At 39.9% G+C, this 18,559-nt stretch carries 21 protein-coding genes and 1 pseudogene; 20 read left to right on the plus strand and 2 right to left on the minus strand.

Features of this window, described 5'->3' with window-relative positions; genetic code table 11:
* The first annotated feature begins 61 nt into the window (after positions 1-61).
* A complete protein-coding gene (locus tag WMO43_RS11775; protein WP_353531325.1) occupies positions 62-1,456 on the plus strand; it encodes a UDP-N-acetylmuramoyl-tripeptide--D-alanyl-D-alanine ligase in 1,395 nt (464 codons plus the stop codon).
* Here WMO43_RS11775 and WMO43_RS11780 read toward each other — a convergent pair.
* A complete protein-coding gene (locus WMO43_RS11780) occupies positions 1,407-2,150 on the minus strand; it encodes a lysophospholipid acyltransferase family protein (RefSeq protein ID WP_353531326.1) in 744 nt (247 codons plus the stop codon). The genes WMO43_RS11775 and WMO43_RS11780 overlap by 50 nt on opposite strands.
* Positions 2,151-2,268: 118 nt before the next feature.
* Here WMO43_RS11780 and WMO43_RS11785 point away from each other — a divergent pair, with 118 nt between their 5' ends.
* The 13 genes and pseudogenes from WMO43_RS11785 to guaA all read left to right on the plus strand — a co-directional run bounded on the left by WMO43_RS11785 (position 2,269) and on the right by guaA (position 12,430).
* Positions 2,269-2,688 (plus strand): protease complex subunit PrcB family protein, encoded by a 420-nt coding sequence (locus WMO43_RS11785; protein ID WP_353531327.1) that lies wholly within the window; start codon positions 2,269-2,271, stop codon positions 2,686-2,688.
* Between the two features lie 91 nt (positions 2,689-2,779).
* On the plus strand, positions 2,780-3,022 hold the full coding sequence (locus WMO43_RS11790; protein ID WP_177962168.1) for a Veg family protein: 243 nt from the start codon (positions 2,780-2,782) through the stop codon (positions 3,020-3,022).
* A gap of 62 nt (positions 3,023-3,084) precedes the next feature.
* A complete protein-coding gene (locus tag WMO43_RS11795; RefSeq protein WP_353531329.1) occupies positions 3,085-4,647 on the plus strand; it encodes a DUF3794 and LysM peptidoglycan-binding domain-containing protein in 1,563 nt (520 codons plus the stop codon).
* A gap of 108 nt (positions 4,648-4,755) precedes the next feature.
* Positions 4,756-5,946 carry a C40 family peptidase gene (locus tag WMO43_RS11800; RefSeq protein ID WP_177962166.1) on the plus strand — a complete coding sequence of 397 codons (1,191 nt, stop codon included), beginning with the start codon at positions 4,756-4,758 and terminating at the stop codon, positions 5,944-5,946.
* 156 nt (positions 5,947-6,102) lie between these two features.
* Complete coding sequence (locus WMO43_RS11805; protein WP_177962165.1) at positions 6,103-6,543, plus strand: GatB/YqeY domain-containing protein; 441 nt, start codon at positions 6,103-6,105, stop codon at positions 6,541-6,543.
* Between the two features lie 29 nt (positions 6,544-6,572).
* Entirely contained in the window at positions 6,573-7,250 is a 678-nt protein-coding gene (locus WMO43_RS11810) for a hypothetical protein (protein WP_353531330.1), read from the plus strand.
* Complete coding sequence (locus WMO43_RS11815) at positions 7,247-8,116, plus strand: methionyl aminopeptidase (RefSeq protein WP_353531331.1); 870 nt, start codon at positions 7,247-7,249, stop codon at positions 8,114-8,116. The genes WMO43_RS11810 and WMO43_RS11815 overlap by 4 nt, the downstream gene beginning before the upstream one ends.
* Positions 8,117-8,196: 80 nt before the next feature.
* Positions 8,197-8,606: pseudogene (locus WMO43_RS11820) on the plus strand (undecaprenyl diphosphate synthase family protein).
* 45 nt (positions 8,607-8,651) lie between these two features.
* Entirely contained in the window at positions 8,652-9,461 is an 810-nt protein-coding gene (locus WMO43_RS11825; protein ID WP_353531332.1) for a cysteine peptidase family C39 domain-containing protein, read from the plus strand.
* A 57-nt stretch (positions 9,462-9,518) separates the two neighbouring features.
* Positions 9,519-9,776 carry a sporulation transcriptional regulator SpoIIID gene (gene spoIIID / locus WMO43_RS11830; protein ID WP_177962161.1) on the plus strand — a complete coding sequence of 86 codons (258 nt, stop codon included), beginning with the start codon at positions 9,519-9,521 and terminating at the stop codon, positions 9,774-9,776.
* A 120-nt stretch (positions 9,777-9,896) separates the two neighbouring features.
* Entirely contained in the window at positions 9,897-10,238 is a 342-nt protein-coding gene (locus WMO43_RS11835) for a phenylpyruvate tautomerase MIF-related protein (protein WP_177962160.1), read from the plus strand.
* 40 nt (positions 10,239-10,278) lie between these two features.
* Positions 10,279-10,776: a DNA-deoxyinosine glycosylase gene (locus WMO43_RS11840; RefSeq protein WP_353531333.1), complete on the plus strand. Its 498-nt coding sequence runs from the start codon at positions 10,279-10,281 to the stop codon at positions 10,774-10,776.
* A 79-nt stretch (positions 10,777-10,855) separates the two neighbouring features.
* Complete coding sequence (guaA, locus tag WMO43_RS11845) at positions 10,856-12,430, plus strand: glutamine-hydrolyzing GMP synthase (protein ID WP_177962158.1); 1,575 nt, start codon at positions 10,856-10,858, stop codon at positions 12,428-12,430.
* Between the two features lie 242 nt (positions 12,431-12,672).
* Here guaA and WMO43_RS11850 read toward each other — a convergent pair whose 3' ends face one another.
* Complete coding sequence (locus WMO43_RS11850; protein ID WP_353531334.1) at positions 12,673-12,855, minus strand: hypothetical protein; 183 nt, start codon at positions 12,853-12,855, stop codon at positions 12,673-12,675.
* Positions 12,856-12,895: 40 nt separating this feature from the next.
* On the opposite strand from WMO43_RS11850, the gene WMO43_RS11855 reads away from it, so the two are divergent.
* The 6 genes from WMO43_RS11855 to WMO43_RS11880 all read left to right on the plus strand — a co-directional run bounded on the left by WMO43_RS11855 (position 12,896) and on the right by WMO43_RS11880 (position 18,553).
* A complete protein-coding gene (locus WMO43_RS11855) occupies positions 12,896-13,354 on the plus strand; it encodes a PDDEXK family nuclease (RefSeq protein WP_353531335.1) in 459 nt (152 codons plus the stop codon).
* Between the two features lie 354 nt (positions 13,355-13,708).
* On the plus strand, positions 13,709-14,953 hold the full coding sequence (locus tag WMO43_RS11860) for a bacteriophage abortive infection AbiH family protein (RefSeq protein ID WP_353531337.1): 1,245 nt from the start codon (positions 13,709-13,711) through the stop codon (positions 14,951-14,953).
* A gap of 23 nt (positions 14,954-14,976) precedes the next feature.
* Positions 14,977-16,623 (plus strand): P-loop NTPase fold protein, encoded by a 1,647-nt coding sequence (locus WMO43_RS11865; protein ID WP_353531338.1) that lies wholly within the window; start codon positions 14,977-14,979, stop codon positions 16,621-16,623.
* Between the two features lie 20 nt (positions 16,624-16,643).
* Positions 16,644-17,687, plus strand: coding sequence for a hypothetical protein (locus WMO43_RS11870; RefSeq protein WP_353531340.1), 1,044 nt, complete (start codon positions 16,644-16,646; stop codon positions 17,685-17,687).
* A 137-nt stretch (positions 17,688-17,824) separates the two neighbouring features.
* On the plus strand, positions 17,825-18,253 hold the full coding sequence (locus WMO43_RS11875) for a DUF4411 family protein (protein WP_353531341.1): 429 nt from the start codon (positions 17,825-17,827) through the stop codon (positions 18,251-18,253).
* Between the two features lie 114 nt (positions 18,254-18,367).
* Entirely contained in the window at positions 18,368-18,553 is a 186-nt protein-coding gene (locus tag WMO43_RS11880) for a DNA-binding protein (RefSeq protein ID WP_118301011.1), read from the plus strand.
* Positions 18,554-18,559: the final 6 nt, after the last annotated feature.

Below are 18,559 nucleotides of genomic sequence, written 5' to 3' on the forward strand. Positions count from 1 at the left end.
GAGCGAAGAGAGAACGCACAAAAAAGCAGAAAAATGTTAGAAAGACGAGGACAAAATCAAAATGAAGAATCTGACATTAGAACATATTGCAGACTGCTGTCATGGAACCTATATCGGACCGGAGGAACAACGGAATTTTGAGGTAACGGGAGTGGTGATTGACAGTCGTAAAGCGGAAGCAGGCAATCTGTTTGTGGCAATTAAGGGCGAGCGGGTAGACGGTCATACCTTTATTGATGCAGTATATGGACAGGGAGCGGCAGCCGTAGTATCGGAACAACGGTTAGAAGTTCCGAAAGGACCTTACATTTTAGTGGAATCCACAGCACAGGCATTGAAAGATATTGCGGCATTTTACAGAGACAGTCTGGATATCAAAGTGGTTGGGATTACCGGAAGCGTAGGAAAGACGAGTACCAAAGAAATGATCGCGTCCGTGCTTTCGGAAAAATACCGTGTGTTAAAGACAGCGGGCAATTTTAACAATGAGATCGGTCTGCCGCTGACCATTTTCCGTCTGAGCGAAGAAGACGAGGTGGCAGTTCTTGAGATGGGAATTTCGGATTTTAACGAGATGCACCGCTTAGGTGCGATCGCAAAACCGGACATCTGTGTGATCACGAACATTGGACTCTGTCATCTGGAGAACTTAGGAAGCCGCGATGGGATTTTAAAGGCAAAGACAGAAATCTTTGAACATTTAAACGGAACCGGAACCGTGATCTTAAATGGCGAGGATGATAAGCTCTCCACAGTAGAAAACGTAAACGGAAAAGCCCCTGTTTTTTATGGAAAAAGCGAGAAAAACCAGTGCGGTAAAGAAAACTGTATCTATGCCACCGAGATCCGGAATCTTGGCTTAGACGGCATGAAAGCAGTCTTTCATTTTCCAGAGTGTACCAAAGAGGTGGAGATACCGATACCGGGTGAACACAATGTCTTAAATGCTTTAGCCGGAGCCTGCGTTGGCATGGAGCTAGGACTGGATGTAGAACAGATCTGTGCAGGCATTAAAAAAGCACAGACCATCGGAGGTCGCACGAACCTGATCCATGCAAATGATATGCTGATCATTGATGACTGTTACAATGCCAACCCGGTGTCCATGCGGGCATCCATCGACGTACTGACACAGGCAAAAGGCAGAATGATCGCAGTGCTTGGTGATATGGGAGAATTAGGAGCGGATGAAAAAAGGCTCCACTATGAAGTGGGAGCCTATGCAGCAAGCCGTGGTCTGGATGCTCTGTTCTGCTGCGGCGAACTCTCTAAGGAATTAGCCAAAGGTGCAGAAGAACATAGCGAAACCATGGAAATATTCTATTTTGCTACGAAAGAAGAACTGCTGTTACATTTGAAATCTTATCTGAAAAAAGGGGATACCATTTTAGTAAAAGCATCTCACTTTATGGAGTTTCCAGATATTGTTCGTTCTCTTCAAGCATCTGTTCAATAACGCATTTTGTATAGACACCGATGTGCTTTTTCGTATCGGCATCCAGTTCGTTTGGAAGGATTGGTTTGCCGTAATGAAGCACAACGTGTGTCTTTTTTAATAAAGGAGCCTGTGCTTCATAAATCTTAGGTGTATTCGTCATGGCGATCGGAATGATCGGACATCCGGTCTTTAATGCCAGTTTAAAACTTCCCTCTTTAAACGGAAGCAGTTCTTTCGGGTTATCATTTCTGGTACCTTCCGGGAAAATACACATCGAAATCCCATGTTTGATCTGGTCAATTCCCTTTAAGATCGTCTTCATTCCCTCTTTGATATCCTGACGGTTCAAAAACAGACAGTAGAGCCGTTTCATCCAGATGGAAAGGATCGGAACTTTTTCTAAGCCGTCTTTTGCAATGTAACCGGTCAGTCCCGGACAGCGGGAATAGGAAACCACAATGTCAAAATAGCTCTGGTGGTTTGCAATATAGAGTACCGGCTGGTCTTTTGGTACATTTTCTTCCCCGATCACGGTTAATTTTGTTCCGCAGAGAAAGAGGATCACTTTGAATGCCCATTGGACGATCCGCAGGCTTGCGATGTCTGCTGCGGGCTTATTCCGCTTCCCGATCAGCCAGAGGACTCCGAGAACGGGCAGTCCTAAGATAAAGTATAAAAGTAAAAAAATAACTACAAAAATTAATCGAATCATATGAATGCTACCTCTTTAAAATTCATTACATAAAATTTATTATACAAATATGGTGGAACAATTACAACACAAAATGCATATTATTTATACAGAATAGAAGAATAGGAAGAGGGAATCTATGAGGCGGCTAAAAACAATGATGTGCTTAGGAATTCTGCTGACAATGTTGATGATGACGGCAGGCGGATGCAAGGTGGAGGAAAAGGATGACGCCAAAGTCAGTGATATGAAATTTACCGTGATCTCTGAAAAAGAGCTTCCCGATGAGCTGAAAAAGATTATTGAGGAGAAAAAGCAAAAGGAGATGAAACTTACATATATGTCCGGTGACAAACTGTACATTGTCCGCGGATATGGAGTGCAGAAAACAGGCGGTTACAGCATACAGGTGAAGGATTTATATCAGGCTAAAAATGCAGTTTATTTCAAATCGGAGCTGATCGGACCGGGAGAAAATGACGTGTCGGAAAAAGTCGAAAGTTACCCATATATAGTTGTCTCGACAGAAAAAACGGAAGATATTGTGGTTTTTGAGTAAAAAAATCGTGTTTAGACCTTGCAAATATTTTATTACTGTGATAAACTAAAGCAGATACAGTGAGTCAATTGTGGGTTAGGAGGAATAAAGAATGCAGCAGAAGGATTTAAACAGAGTCAGAGCATCGGTTCTTCAACAGTGTGGAAGCAAGGTAAAGATACAGTTAGACCGTGGCAGAAATAAAGTTGATATCCAGGAAGGCGTGATTCAGAATGCATACCCAAGTGTATTTACCATCCTGATAGATGATGAGAGGGATGAGAATCCACCGCAGTTACTGTCTTTTAGTTACACCGACATTATTACGAGAGATATTCGCATGAAATTATGCTAAAAAAGTATAAAACTTCTTTGCTTGGAATAGAATGTAAAAAGTCCCAAGCAAAGGAGTTTTTTATGGAATTAAAGAAGAAGTATATACATATGAGCCATGAAAAGGGACGGGCGATGAGCCAGGTCACCCTTGACGATGACTATAACGTTCCGGAGAGCAAGCCGGATATTGTAAGAATTATTACAACAAAAGGAGCAATTCACTTAGAAGAAGCCAAAGCAGAGACCGGGCATGTGCTGTTAAGAGGAAATCTCGGATTTCAGGTGTTATACCGCAGCGATGGCGAGGAAAACGACATTGCGTATTTAGAGGGCGAAATTCCGTTTTCAGAGACGGTAAATTTAGACGGTGCGGAGGAATTTGACCCGGTTAAGGCGACATGGGATATTGAGGATTTAAATATCGGGATCATCAATTCGAGAAAATTGAGCATCCGTTCTCTGATCGTTTTTCATGTGCAGATGGATGAGGTGCGTGATGAAGAGATCAGCTATGCGATGGAAAATGAAGAAGACTATGAGATACGCAAGGAAAACATAGAGGCATTGCAGCTTGTGACGGCAAAAAAAGATACCTGCCGTTTTAAAAATGAGATTATTCTGCCATCGAATAAGCCGAATATCCGTGAGCTGCTCTGGAAAAATGTGCAGCTTCGCGGATTGGAGTCCCGCATTGGCGAGGATGTCATTCAATTTAACGGAGAACTTCTTATTTATATACTCTATCAGGGAAATGAAGAGGATGAGCGGCTGCAATGGTTAGAGACAACAGTTCCGCTTCAGGGCGAAGTGGATTGCAGCGGCTGCAGAGATCAACTGGTATCCTATGTGGGTGTGGACGATGTTTCTTTTGACGTGGAGGTAAAGCCGGACTACGATGGAGAAGAGCGGATGCTCGTGGTGGATGCCGTGGCAGATTTAGACATCAAGCTGTGGGAAGAGGAACAGTTTGAAATGCTACAGGATGTGTATTCCCTAAAGGAAGATGTCCGTCCGGTTTTTGAAGATATTACATTTGAAAAATTACTGATGAAAAACAATGCAAAATGCCGTGCTTCCGAGCAGCTTCAATTAGAGGCAACGCAGGAAAATATGCTGCAGATCTGCTGTGCCGAGGGAAGTGTGCAGATCGATACGCATGAAATTTCCGGAAACGGGGTCTATGTAGAGGGAACGGTTGCCGTGGAGCTTCTCTATATCACAACGGATGATGAAATGCCGATCGGTTCCTTAAAAGGATTCCTGCCATTCCATCAGACCATTGAAGTACCGGGCATTGAAAAGAACAGCCGATATGAGATTGAAAGTGGTTTAGAGCAGCTTACGACCATTCTGATCGACAATACACAGGTGGAGATCAAGGCAGTCATCAACCTGAATCTGATCGCATTTTCCATCGGAAACAGAAAACGGGTACAGGAAGTAAACTGTCAGGAAGCGGACTATGAGAGCCTGCAAAAAATTCCGGGACTGGTAGGTTATATTGTAAAAGATGGGGATGACATCTGGAATATTGCAAAAGAAAATCACACCACGGTACGCGAGATCATGGAGACCAATGAATTGTCCTCTGACCGTGTGGGCAAGGGGGATAAACTGCTTATCGTAAAAAATATGGGTGCATAATCTTACCAAATCTCTTATGAAAAAACTGGAATCGGTTGAAAAGGATTTTTAACGATGCTATACTTAGGGTGTTAGTCAAAAACAACAATCATAAGGGAGAAAAAACAGATGAGAAAACTACAGAGACGGGCAAAAGCAGTTCTGGCATTGGTACTCGTAGTGTCACTCACAATTGGAAGTTCGCAGGTAGTGTATGCGACATCGGCACAGAATAAGAAGTCAGAAGCAGAAAAGAATCTGAATGATGTAAATAAAAAGATTGATAATCTTGAGAATAAGAAAGAAGAGATTGAAGGCGAGTTAGACACAAAGAACGAAGAACTTGTCAACCTCATGGTAGATGTCGGAATCTTAGAAAAAGAGATCGATCAGAATGAAAAGCAGTTAAAACAGGTCAAAAAAGACTTAAAGACGGCACAGAAGAATGAGAAGAAGCAGTATCAGGCAATGAAAAAGCGTATTAAGTTCATGTATGAGCGTGGTGACAGTGCCGTAATCTCTTCTCTGTTAGAATCCAAAAGTATGGCGGATATGCTCAACCGTGTGGAGTATTTTAATGAGGTCTATGATTATGACAGGAATCTGTTAGATAATTATGAAAAGACCAGAAAGCAGGTTGAGGATTTAAAAGCACAGGTAGAGGATGAAAAGAAAGAATTAGAAACAGCCAAGGATGATCTAAAGCAGCAGCAAAAGCAGCTTGAGACAGCCATGGCAAACTTAAGAAGCCAGCAGGCAAATGCGGATACGCAGATTGCCAATGCAAAGAGCCTTGCGAGCGAATATCAGAAGACGATCACAGAGCAGAATAAGATCATCCAACAGCAGCAGGCAGCAGCGGCGGCATCCGGCCGGTCATCCGGTGGAAGCTCCGGGGGCAGCGGAGGAACTTCTAAGCCAAATTCCAATGCAAGCGTACCGGGAGGAAACTTAAATCCACCAAAGACTACGAATGTCAGCGGTTCGGATGTCGTGAACTATGCCATGCAGTTTGTCGGAAAACCATATGTCTGGGGTGGAAAAGACCCGAATACCGGTGCAGACTGTAGTGGATTTACCAGTTATGTCTATGCACACTTCGGAATCAGCATCCCAAGTTTTTCCGGTGCCCAGAGAAGCTGCGGTCAGGAAGTCAGCTATGCGAATGCACAGGCAGGTGACCTGATCTGTTATGCAGGTCACGTGGCAATCTACATGGGCGGTGGCAAGATCGTCCATGCCAAGGGAACAGCCTATGGAATCGTCGGAAACGATAACGCAACTTATAAGACCATTATTACGGTAAGACGACTGTTGTAGCAGTATCTGCAAAATCATAGAAAAATAATCAATACAAGAAACCTAAGGAATAACAGAGTTTATTTCTTAGGTTTTTTGCTGTGAGATAGGAATTGTCAGTAAAAAGGGAGAGTGTTATAATGGTAGCAGTGTGAGTTGTATAAGGAGGAAACAGATATGCAGATGGAACAGTTACAAAAAGATATGATAGCAGCAATGAAAGCAAAGGATAAACCGAGAAAAGAGGCAATCTCATCCTTAGTGTCAGCCGTAAAAAAGGCAGCGATCGATGCAGGATGCCGTGATGATATCAAAGAAGATATGGTAGATCAGGTGATCTTAAAGGAATTAAAAACCGTAAAAGAACAGATTGATACCTGCCCGGCAGAGCGTGAAGATTTAAAAGCAGAGTATCAGTTCCGTTATGATGTGATTCAGGAATATGCGCCATCACTGATGAGCGAAGAAGAGATCAGGAATTTTATCATGGAAAAATTTGCAGATATTGTAGCACAGAAGAACAAAGGAATGATCATGAAAAATGTGATGCCGGAGTTAAAAGGCAAAGCAGATGGAAAACTGATCAATCAGGTTGTTGCAAAGCTCTGCGAGTCATAAGAGAAGCGTTATCATAAGAGGAGCATTATATGAAAAAACAGGTTGTTGCGATCGTAGGGATTCTCGCAGCTACAGCCATCATGATCTATCTTGCGGCACTGTACGGAAACCGGAACCGGTTTGACTATTTAAAGGATCTGGATAAGACCATATTTACCTTAGACGGAACCGATTATCAACTGCGTGACATGACTTATTACATTGCAAGGCAGGAGATGGAGATCGAAAAGCAGGCAATGGTCTATGATCCGGATGATACAAATGCCTATTGGGGACTGCATACCAATGGAAAATTTATACGGCTAGAGGCAAAAAGAGCCGTGTTAGACAGAGTCGTCCATGATATGATGTTTTATGAAGCGGCAAAGAAAGAGGGTATGGAACTGGATGAAAAAGAGCAGCAGTATGCTAGGGATTCCGCATCCGATCTCTGCTATGACTTATCGGATGAGCAGAAAGAGCGGGCGGGACTGACCGATGAAGAGATCTATGAAATGACAGATAAGGCAGCGCTTGCTGAGAAGTACCAGAAGATTTTAGCAGACAAAGAAGGCGAGAATTTTGGCGCCTATGACTACAATGGGAAAGCCTATGAAAAAATGTTAGAAGAGCATAAGCTGAAAGTCAAAAAGAAATTCTGGGACAAGGTACCGTTTGGAAATGTGACATTGAACCATAAATTTGAGGATCAGGAGGATGAAAGTTGAAAATAGGAAGAAATGATCCCTGCTGGTGTGGCAGTGGAAGAAAATATAAAGCCTGCCATCAGGCATTTGATGAAAAAATAGAACTGTTTCGCAGTGAGGGACACCGGGTTCCACCGCACAAGATCATTAAAAATAAAGATCAGATCGCCGGCATGAAAGCCAGTGCAGCAATTAACATTGCGGTCTTAGACTATGTGGGCGAGCATATCCATGCGGGAATGAGCACGGAAGAGATCGATAAGATGGTCTATGAGAGAACCACGGCAATGGGCGGAATCCCGGCACCACTGCACTATCAGGGTTTTCCAAAGAGCGTATGTACGTCCATTAATGAACAGGTCTGCCACGGCATTCCGTCCGAAGAGGATATTTTAAAAGAGGGCGACATTGTCAATGTGGACTGCTCTACGATCCTGAACGGATATTTTTCAGACTCTTCGAGAATGTTTTGTATCGGCGAAGTTTCAGAGGAGAAAAAACGTCTGGTGGATGTCACAAAGGAATGTATACAAAAAGGTTTAGAGCAGGTAAAACCATGGGGCTTCCTTGGAGATATGGGTCAGGCAGTCCATGACCATGCCTATGCAAACGGTTACACCGTTGTACGGGAAATCGGCGGCCATGGCATAGGTTTGGAGTTCCATGAGGAGCCATGGGTTGGTTACAATTCCAAAGCCGGTACAGAAATGCTGATGGTTCCGGGAATGGTATTTACGATTGAACCGATGGTCAATATGGGTCAGGCAGATATTTTTGTCGATGAAGAAAACGACTGGACGGTCTATACGGCAGACGGACAGCCGAGTGCGCAGTGGGAAGTCATGGTCTTAGTGACCGAAGACGGTTATGAGATCCTTTCCTATTAATATTAATAAGAAAAGCGTTTTATCTGAAAGAATTTTTTTCCGGAAAAAGGGAATACTGGAAAAAAAGGACAGGTGAGCGTATGAGGATACCAAAACACATTGGGATCATTCCGGACGGTAACCGCCGCTGGGCATTGTCGCAGCAGATGGAGAAAAAAGACGGTTATCAGTACGGCTTAGAGCCGGGAATGAAGCTGTTAAAAAAAGCGAAGGAATATGGTGTGGAAGAGCTGACTTACTACGGATTTACGACAGATAACTGTAAAAGACCAAAAGAACAGTTCGATGCCTTTCAAAGTGCCTGTGTAGAGGCTGTTGAGATGCTGACGCAGGAGGGGGCGGTATGCGCAGGCTGTCAGGTTTTCTTCCGATGCAGTCGGTTTATGCGGATTTTTATGTGGAGGAACATCTCTGGCCGGACTATTCGGATGCGGATTTTGAACAGGTACTGGAGTGGTACAACCGACAGGATGTTACTTTAGGAGGCTAGGCAGTTATTTGCGGTGATAACAGGATAGAATAGGAACAATGGGATATGAGGAGTAAACATAAGACACTTAAGAAATGGATGTCCGGTCTGGTAGTGGTCTGCCTTGCCGGATTTCTTGGTGCATGCCAGGGGATTTCCGTCGGACAGTTTCAGACTATGAAAGCCCACGGAGAAGAGGAAACACAGGTGGCAGACAAGGAAAAAGAAATCATAGAAGAAAAGCCTGTAAAGGAAGAAAAAGCAAAACCGGAGGATGCCGTATTTTCCTATCTTCAGGGAACGAAATCCTATGAAAAGGAAAAAGAGTGGTCCGGTGCCTGGTGCTATGAAGAGGCAGGCGGGCAGCAGTTCAGCCAGTTTGGCTGTGGCCTGTGCAGTATGGCTAATATATACAGTACCGTCAGCGGCAACAAGTGCACACCGCTGCAGATGTACGAATATGCACAGGAGGTATCGAATTACAATCCACACAGCGGTCTCGGAGCGATTGGCTGGGATGCGATGCGGGAAACCCTGCAAACGATGGGAATAGAGTGTGAGATGGGAAGAAAACCATCTTCTTATGAAGAATTTCAGCAGCTTGCAAAAGACAGCAAAGGTCTGCTGGTATTGATCAGCAGCAATAGTGACGATACTTTCTGGAAGGATATGCCGGGACATTATGTCACCCTGTGGCTGTACGATGAGGCTAAAGATGAGGTCTTTTTGGCGGATTCCAGCGGACCGTCGAGGAACCGTGAATGGATCCCATTGCAGACAGCATATGATGCCTTAAAGAGAAACAGTCCGCAGCAGTACTTAAGTGTAACGGGCTATAACAAAAATGAAGATGCATGGACCGTGGAAATGAGATAGAATAATTGTGTAAAACTCTGCATAGATTGTAAAAACAAATATCGCAGAGGAAGACACTTGAAAAGTTATATCGAGGAAAGAGCGATCGAGATCGCAAAATATATCATTGAACATAATGCCACGGTTAGGCAGACTGCAAAGGAGTTTGGGATCAGTAAGTCTACGGTACATAAAGATGTGACAGAGCGTCTGCAGCAGATCAATCCGTCTTTGGCAAAAGAAGCCAGACAGGTTTTGGATATCAATAAGCAGGAGCGCCATATCCGCGGTGGACTTGCCACAAGAGAAAAATATTTACATATGGGACATCACTAGATAGGTGTAAATGATGAAGTGAGCTCTCATAGAGGAAAAGGATCAGCGTGTTTACGCGATTGATCAGTAAAAAATTATGAGAAAAATATCATCAGATATGAAAATACAGGAGGTAGAAAAATGCCATTTATTGATTCAAAAGTAACATTACCAATGACAGAGGACAAAAAGGAAACGATTAAGGCAAAGCTTGGACAGGCGATTACCACATTAAACAAATCAGAAGGGTTTTTAATGGTAGGATTTGATGACGACTACACACTCTACATGGGTGGAAAGAAGTTAGAAAAAGGTGCGTTTGTGGCAGTCAGCCTGTTTGGAAACGCTTCACCGGATGCCTATAGCCAGATGACAGCAAAAATCTGCGACATCTATGAAACGGAGCTTGGCATTCCGCAGGATGCAGTGTATGTGACCTACAGCGGTATCAGCGACTGGGGCTGGAACGGAAGAAATTTTTAGCGAAAGGACTTTAACGATACAGCGTCAAAAAGGAGATAACATGGCGAAAGCAGACAGCGTGACGCATACATTTGAGCCAATTTTTAGTAATGAATCCAAAGTTTTGATATTAGGAACATTTCCGTCGGTAAAATCCAGAGAACAGCAGTTTTATTACGGGCATCCGCAGAACCGTTTCTGGAAACTGTTAGCATTGCTGATGGAGGATGCAATACCGGATACGATCCCAGAGAAAAAAGATTTTTTACTGAGGCATCGGATTGCCGTCTGGGATGTCATCCACAGTTGTACGATCGAAGGATCGAGTGACAGTTCAATCCGGGATGTGGTGCCGAATGATATTTCCATGATCTTGGAAAAAACACAGATCAAAACAATTTTTACCAATGGAGGAAAGGCGCACAGCCTGTATGAAAAATATGTGTATCCGGTCTGTGGCATCCATGCGGTAAAACTGCCGTCCACCAGTCCGGCAAATGCTGCGTTTTCGTTAGAACGTCTGGAAGCGGCGTGGCAGGCAGTGCGTGAGAGGCTGTAAAAAATAATTTTGACAAGCCTTTTGCAAGAACGTATAATAAAACTTATTGTAGGATTACTTAAGAAGGAGGACGTGTGTTTTGAAGCGAGAAACCGTCATCGTGATAGATTTCGGAGGGCAGTACAACCAGCTTGTGGCGCGCCGGGTGCGTGAGTGCAGCGTTTACTGTGAAATCTATTCTTATAAAACAGATATTGAGCAGATCAAAGCAATGAACCCGAAGGGGATCATTCTGACCGGAGGACCAAACAGTTGTTATGAGGAAAATTCTCCAACCTATACGAAGGAACTGTTTGAGCTTGGCATTCCGGTGTTAGGCCTTTGCTATGGCGCTCAGCTTATGATGCATATTTTAGGAGGAAAGGTAGAAAAGGCACCGGTTCGTGAGTACGGTAAGACGGATGTTTTTGTAAAGACGGATTCTCCTTTATTTACAGATGTTTCGGAAAAAACGGTTTGCTGGATGAGTCACTTTGACTATATTTCCAAAACAGCACCGGGATTTGAAATCTGTGCGCATACGGCAGACTGTCCGGTTGCAGCAGCAGAAAACCGTGAGAAAAATCTGTATGCGATCCAGTTCCATCCGGAGGTTCTTCACACACAGGAAGGAACGAAAATGTTATCGAACTTCGTTTACAATGTGTGCGGTTGCAGCGGCGACTGGAAGATGGATTCCTTTGTGGAACATTCCATTCAGGAGATCCGCAAAAAAGTCGGAAACGGCAAGGTGCTCTGTGCTCTTTCCGGTGGCGTGGATTCTTCCGTTGCAGCAGTGTTACTTTCTAAGGCTGTCGGCGACCAGCTGACCTGTGTCTTTGTGGATCACGGTTTACTCCGTAAAAATGAAGGTGACGAGGTCGAGGAAGTGTTTGGACCAAACGGCAATTATGATCTGAACTTTATCCGTGTCAATGCGCAGGAGCGTTTTTACGGAAAGTTAGCGGGTGTGACAGAGCCGGAGCAAAAACGTAAGATCATCGGCGAGGAATTTATCCGTGTCTTTGAGGAAGAGGCAAAGAAGATCGGCGCGGTGGATTTCTTAGTTCAGGGTACGATTTATCCGGACGTAGTGGAAAGTGGTCTTGGCGGTGAATCTGCTGTCATCAAGTCTCACCACAACGTCGGTGGACTTCCTGACCATGTAGATTTTAAGGATATCATTGAGCCGCTTCGTGATCTGTTCAAGGACGAGGTACGAAAGGTCGGCTTAGAGCTTGGTATTCCGGATTACTTAGTCTTCCGTCAGCCATTCCCGGGACCGGGTCTTGGAATCCGTATTATCGGTGATGTTACGGCGGACAAGGTACGCATCGTACAGGATGCAGATGCCATTTACCGCGAAGAGGTTGACGGTGCAGCGCAGGAGTACAAGAACGAGCATGGCAAGGACGCGCCGTGGATGCCGAACCAGTATTTTGCGGCATTGACCAATATGCGTTCTGTCGGTGTCATGGGTGACGAGAGAACCTACGACTATGCAGTGGCACTTCGTGCCGTGACAACGATTGACTTTATGACAGCCGAGTCTGCGGAGATTCCGTATGAGGTGCTGAATAAAGTAATGAACCGCATTATTAATGAGGTTCGGGGTGTGAACAGGGTTATGTATGATCTGACGAGTAAACCGCCGGGAACGATAGAGTTTGAATAATTTTTATCCCAAGGCAATCCCCTTTATCCTCAAGAGGCAAAAATCTTTAGCCTAGGGAATGAATAAAATAACGAGAAAATAAAGACCTTGTAGAGCGGGGAAACCGTTCTATGAGGTCTTTTCCTTTTACTTAAAACCATGGAGAAAGCCTTGAAAATAGAGGAATATCGAGAGATAAGAGAGAAGAAAGAGAGAAGAAAGAGAGAAGAAAGAGAGAGTAAGCCAAGACCTTGAAGGAAGTCCTAAGATGCCTTGAAAGAGAAAATAGGTGAGGATAAAGGATTTTGCCTTTTGAGGATAAAGAGGGTTGCCTGAATATAGGGAGATTTCATTTTTGGCAAAATCCGTTTTTGGGGATGCCCTAAAATCAAGGCTTCCAAGGATTGCGTTTTTGGCATTTTCCCCCAAAACATCAAATTTGGCATTTTCCTACTCTTGTATTCCTTGGAAAGAAAGGTGGTATTTATGAGGAAAAAGAATTACAAAGGAGCAAAGGTTTCAAAACGAGTAGTTGCAAAGTGTGAGGGAGTATGTAGAACTTATGATGCAATTCAATATGCCTATGCAAATCTATTGTCGGAAACAGAAGAAGTAAAGTCGTTCCAAGTTAATGTATTGTTGCAGGGGTTGGAAGAAGGGGCATATACATCTGATTTTGTTATTACCAAAGCCGATGGAAACCTTATGGTGAGGGAATGTGTGAGCAGAAAGCATCTTACAAAACCAATGACAACAAAGCTTTTGGATGTAAGCAGAAATTATTGGAAGTCCCATGGTGTAAGTGATTGGGGTATTGTGATAGAAGAAGGGTGTAGGCATATGAACAAAGCAGATATGAGAAAAGGAATGCTTCTAAAAATAAAAATTGCTGCTAAGAAGAAAAGTGTGGAAGAGGATATATGCATAGTAGCAATAGTTTGCTAAGAAATTTTTTTGATGGCAATTTGTTACATATATATGAAGCAATATCCTTTTCTTTCTTAGAAGCATAATTTATTTATAGGTATCTTATATATATGATTTTAGACCACTTTTTTTATGAGGCAAAAAGTCATCAATACTACATAAATACTACATAAATACTAGCTTTGAGGAGGATTGAGAATCGGGAAAGGGTTTCCCGATTCTCAATGCCAATATAATGGAGAAATTTACAAGGCGTTATTGGAATAAAACTATGAGCATTAGGTTATTATAAGAAATTTCATTACAAATGTATCTATGTTATAATGAGTATACGCAATAGTTGTTTATGATTGCTTAACAAGGGAGAAGACAATGAATATACTTGTAATTGGAAATGGGTTTGATTTGGCGCATGGATTGCCTACAAAATATACAGATTTTTTGAAGTTTGTTGAAGTTATAAATCAAGTGATAGAAATAAAAAATAATGATGATATATCAAATCTTGATTGGAGAGGTATTAATCAGCAAATAAAAGAGCTTATAAAAATTAATATGGGGAACGTAAGAAATAATATTTTTTCACAGGGACAGGTATGGAGAGAACTGTTAGAAGACAATTTTTGGATTGAATATTTTTTACAATGCCTAATGTATCAAAAGGAAAATTGGATAGATTTCGAAAGTGAGATTAGTAAAATTATACAGTCGCTTGATAATGATATGTTTGATGAATCTAAAAGGATATCGGGATTATCAGATGAAGTATATGAAATATCAAATGACTTTTTACAACATAAGTATTCGCAATATTTATTTACGACGCAGATAAAAATACCATTAACAGAAAGAAGAATGGAAACTTTAACATTTCAAGAGATAAGAGATAAATTATATTACGACTTAAATAGATTCATTCGAGCGTTAGAAATTTATTTGGCGGATTATGTTGAGAAAATTGAATGTAATAGGGTTTCACCAGATATTGAAAAAATGTCATTTGATAAAGTCCTTAGTTTCAACTATACAAAGACATACACTAAATTATATGATAGTTGTGTTTGTGCAGAATACGATTACATACATGGAAGTACAGATATTAAAAATACAATAGAAACAAATAATATGGTATTAGGCATAGATGAGTATCTAGATGATGATAGAAAGAACAGGGATACAGATTTTATAGCATTTAAGAAGTTTTATCAGAGGATATATAAAGAGACAGGATGTAAATATAAGGATTGGATTACTGAAATTCATTCTAATGCTCAAATTAGAAATTTGAACTATTGTAATAAGAAGGATGATGGTTCAAAAGAGTATGTAAGTGATTATTCTGTACAACATAATCTTTACATATTCGGGCATTCCCTAGATATTACAGATAAGGATATTCTTAGAGAGTTAATTTTAAATGATAAAGTATATACAACCATTTTTTATGTAAATAAAGATGTTATGGGCAAACAGATTGCAAATCTTGTGAAAATAATAGGTCAGGATGAATTGATAAGAAGGACAGGTGGGAGTGATAAAACCATAGAATTTAGGCAACAACAAGCTATGGTATGTAGGGAAAATAGAAAATTTAAGACAAATTATTTGCATGCATGAACTATGGGAGGAGATTTAATATAATGAGAGCAGATTGTATTTATGACATAATAAAAAAATTTGGATGCTTTTCGTATGATTGTATTTTATTTGATGGACCATGGGGAATAGGAAAGACTTATGCAATTGATAAAGCTTTGGAGGAACAAGAGAATGTTTGTAGTATATCAATGTTTGGCTTACAAAATAGTCAGCAGATATATCATGAAGTTTTATGTCAGTTTGTATTGAAAAATAATAAGGCAGGAAAGATTGCAGGAGCTGCAACAGAAGTATTGGATGGAATTTCTAATATATGGAAATCTGTTTCGAGTGTTAAAGAAGTATTACAAAGTATTGCAAGAGAAAAAGAATTGTTTTTATTACTGTCAAAAGGTTTTGATTCATTACACATAATAGTGATAGATGATTTAGAAAGGGTAAGTGACAGGATTAATATAGAAGAGGTATTTGGAATAGTTGAGGAATTGAAAAAATGTAATAACGTAAAAATCATTCTTGTAGCTAATATTGATGAACTGCAAGAAAATAATAAGGAAATATTTAAGAAACATAATGAAAAAGTAATAGATAGGATATACCATATTACAGAAAAACCAGAAAAGATAAATTGGGGAGAAATAGGAATACACGCTGGTTTCATGCAGGAGTTTTTGAGTGTGCATAAGGTGAAGAACCTTCGCACTTTGAAAAAAGCACAAAGATTTTATGATGATGTATATATTCTGGTCAATCAAATTGATAATCAGCAATTTAAGGATGAAATTAGATTAATATGTTTTGCAATTGTTGTAGAATCTACAGATAATTTATATTATAAACAAAATGACAATGAGGATGATTCCAACAAAAAAATTTTTAATGAACTTCATAATGAATTGCTATATAGAATACTATTATATTTGCAGGAAGTAAGAAGCAGTAGAAATTTAGTTAATATTTTGTTGGAATATTATAATAATCAAATTGTATTATCTACATCAGATATAATGCTTGAGTATAAAATATTTTTGCAAGCTGGAAATAAGCCTAATTATTTTAAGACAGATGATGAAATAAGGCGTATTTTGCCTAAGATTGAAGATGATATAGTAAAAGCAACAACGATAGGGGAACTTAATAGAAATGCTGATGAATATGAGATGTGGAGTGAAACGATAGGAGAGGACAACGCATCTATGCTCGATAAATATAGAGAGATAGTTCGAAACCTATTGTGGAATGAAGTGAAAAAAGAAAATGAAGATATTCTAGGTTATAGTTATGATTTATGGCATTTAGAAGCAGAGAAGGTAAAAGAAATATATGAGGAAGAAAGAAATGCTGTGAGAAAGATGGTGATACAACATTATGTGGACTATTTGAAAGAGACAACAAAAGGCAAAATGGCTTTTGAGTATTCTCGTAAGTTAAGAGAGTATTGTGCAAATAATTATTACAAGGAGATTATCAAAGAGAATATTGACAAATTATATAACAGGAAATCATTTCCAGTTGACGAAATAGACAGCGTACAATATCATACTTGTTATAACATTATGAGTGTATTGTATCATATTAATCAGGATAGGTTTTTAGAATATTCAGATGAGTTATCAAAACAATGTGATAATATGTCAGCGCATAGAATGGATGTGTTAATTCGAGAAATTATAAGAATCATTGATTAAGGTATATATAAGGAGAACATATGGAGAGAATAGAAATAGCTGCGTTATCTAAAATAGCAGATATTTTGTCAGATAATAATAAAAGTCCAATTATTCCAGAAGTGGATGTGTGGAAGAAAGTGTTCAATAATGCAGAATTAGGTGATTTATATGAAGAAAGAGAACCACAATTCATAGTCAAAATACAACCATATGGTTATGGACCAGAGGAGAGGGATATATATTTTAATGAGAACACATATAACGGGCTGTTTGAATCCTTTAAAGAACTTCAGTACAGAATGGATGAATTAGCAAAATTATTAAATAATGTTGCTAAAAAGATGTACTTATATAGAGTTCTACGAGTGGATGCGGATACTGAAATCGTTTCGAAATATTGTCGAAATAGAAGAGTAGATTTTGATGAGTTTTTTGAATCATTGCCGGATAATGAGCAAAGCAATATAATATATAAATATTGTAACAAAGGGGTTGAAGAGTTAAGAAGAAGTTTGAATATTTTAGGATTTGAAATTGCGTGTGAAAATAGTGAATTTTGTATAGTACCATTTACAGCCAGAAGTGAGCAAAGCAATTTTGATATTAATATTATTAATCAATGGTTAGAAAATAAATATCCAAATGTAGCAGAGAGTTATTTGGCAGCAAGAAAGGCATATGCAAATGGTGATGGAACAGGATGCATTGGTCATTGCAGAAATGTAATAACAGGAATTTTTACCTATAAAAAAGAGTCTGATAGAGAATGGTATAGTGGATTGCAGAAAATATGTCATGCAGATAAGAATATTAGTGAAATAGACAGACCTAAGGATATTCCGGGAATAAAATACAATGCACACGGACCAGATAAAAAGAATAAATATCAATATCCAAGATTTAATTTTATAAATAAATTGTATGTGTTTACTTGTGATTTAGGTGCACACATTAACGAAGGGTATACTGAGAACGGAGAAGTGGACTTAGAAGAAGCTTCAATAGAGGATGCTTTATGGTCACTAAGAGCTACGGAAGATATGCTAATATGGATATATCAAACGGGAAACATGGAAGTATAAGGAGCCTTGCCACGTATCGAAAAGCTCGGTATAATACCCTTACAAGGTCAAATTCCCCATATCCCAAGGCAACGCCCTTTATCCTCAAGGGGCAAAAATCTTTAGCCTAGGGAATGAATAAAATAACGAGAAAATAGGTGAGGATAAAGAGGGTTGCCCGAATATATCATTTACATATGACTAAGAAAGTATTTTCATATATATGGCAGGCTTTTAATGAATTTGTAGAAAATGGACAACTTATTTCAAGTTCGGAAATATTTGAAGAATTAAAAGATGATGATATTGTAAAATGGGCAAAGGAACACAAAGATGCTTTTTTGCCTTTATCAAAGGAAGTACAGTTAAAGACTACAGAAATATTACAACAATTTCCACAAATAATAAAAATTCAAACAAAGGGAAGCTCAAATGGAGATTCATTTTTGATTGCAACAGCTATTTTAGAAGATGGGATTATAGTAACTGATGAAGGAAACAAGAATAATGGAATTCCAATGGTATGTGAATCATTAGGTGTAGAGTATATGAAACTTAATGATATGTTAGATGAGGTATTGGAGTAATGAATTAGAGGGGGAGAAATCCTTCTCTTTTTTGTTTGTATTATTCCGATAAACGATGTATAATCAAACTAGTTTTATGTTTCTACTTATGTATGATTTTGAAGAGGTAAGATTATGGAGTATTTAACGACTGTGGAATTATCAGAAAGATGGAATATCACTTCACGTCGAATAGGTGTTTTATGTGCAGAAGGAAGAATTGAAGGTGCAATAAAAAAAGGAAAAACATGGTTAATTCCTTCAGATGCAATAAAGCCTGCTGATGGACGATACAAGAAAAATCAGAAAAGTAAGATGTAATACGAA

It is taken from the genome of Maccoyibacter intestinihominis (assembly GCF_040096355.1).
GTDB classification, from domain to species: Bacteria; Bacillota; Clostridia; order Lachnospirales; family Lachnospiraceae; genus Maccoyibacter; species Maccoyibacter intestinihominis.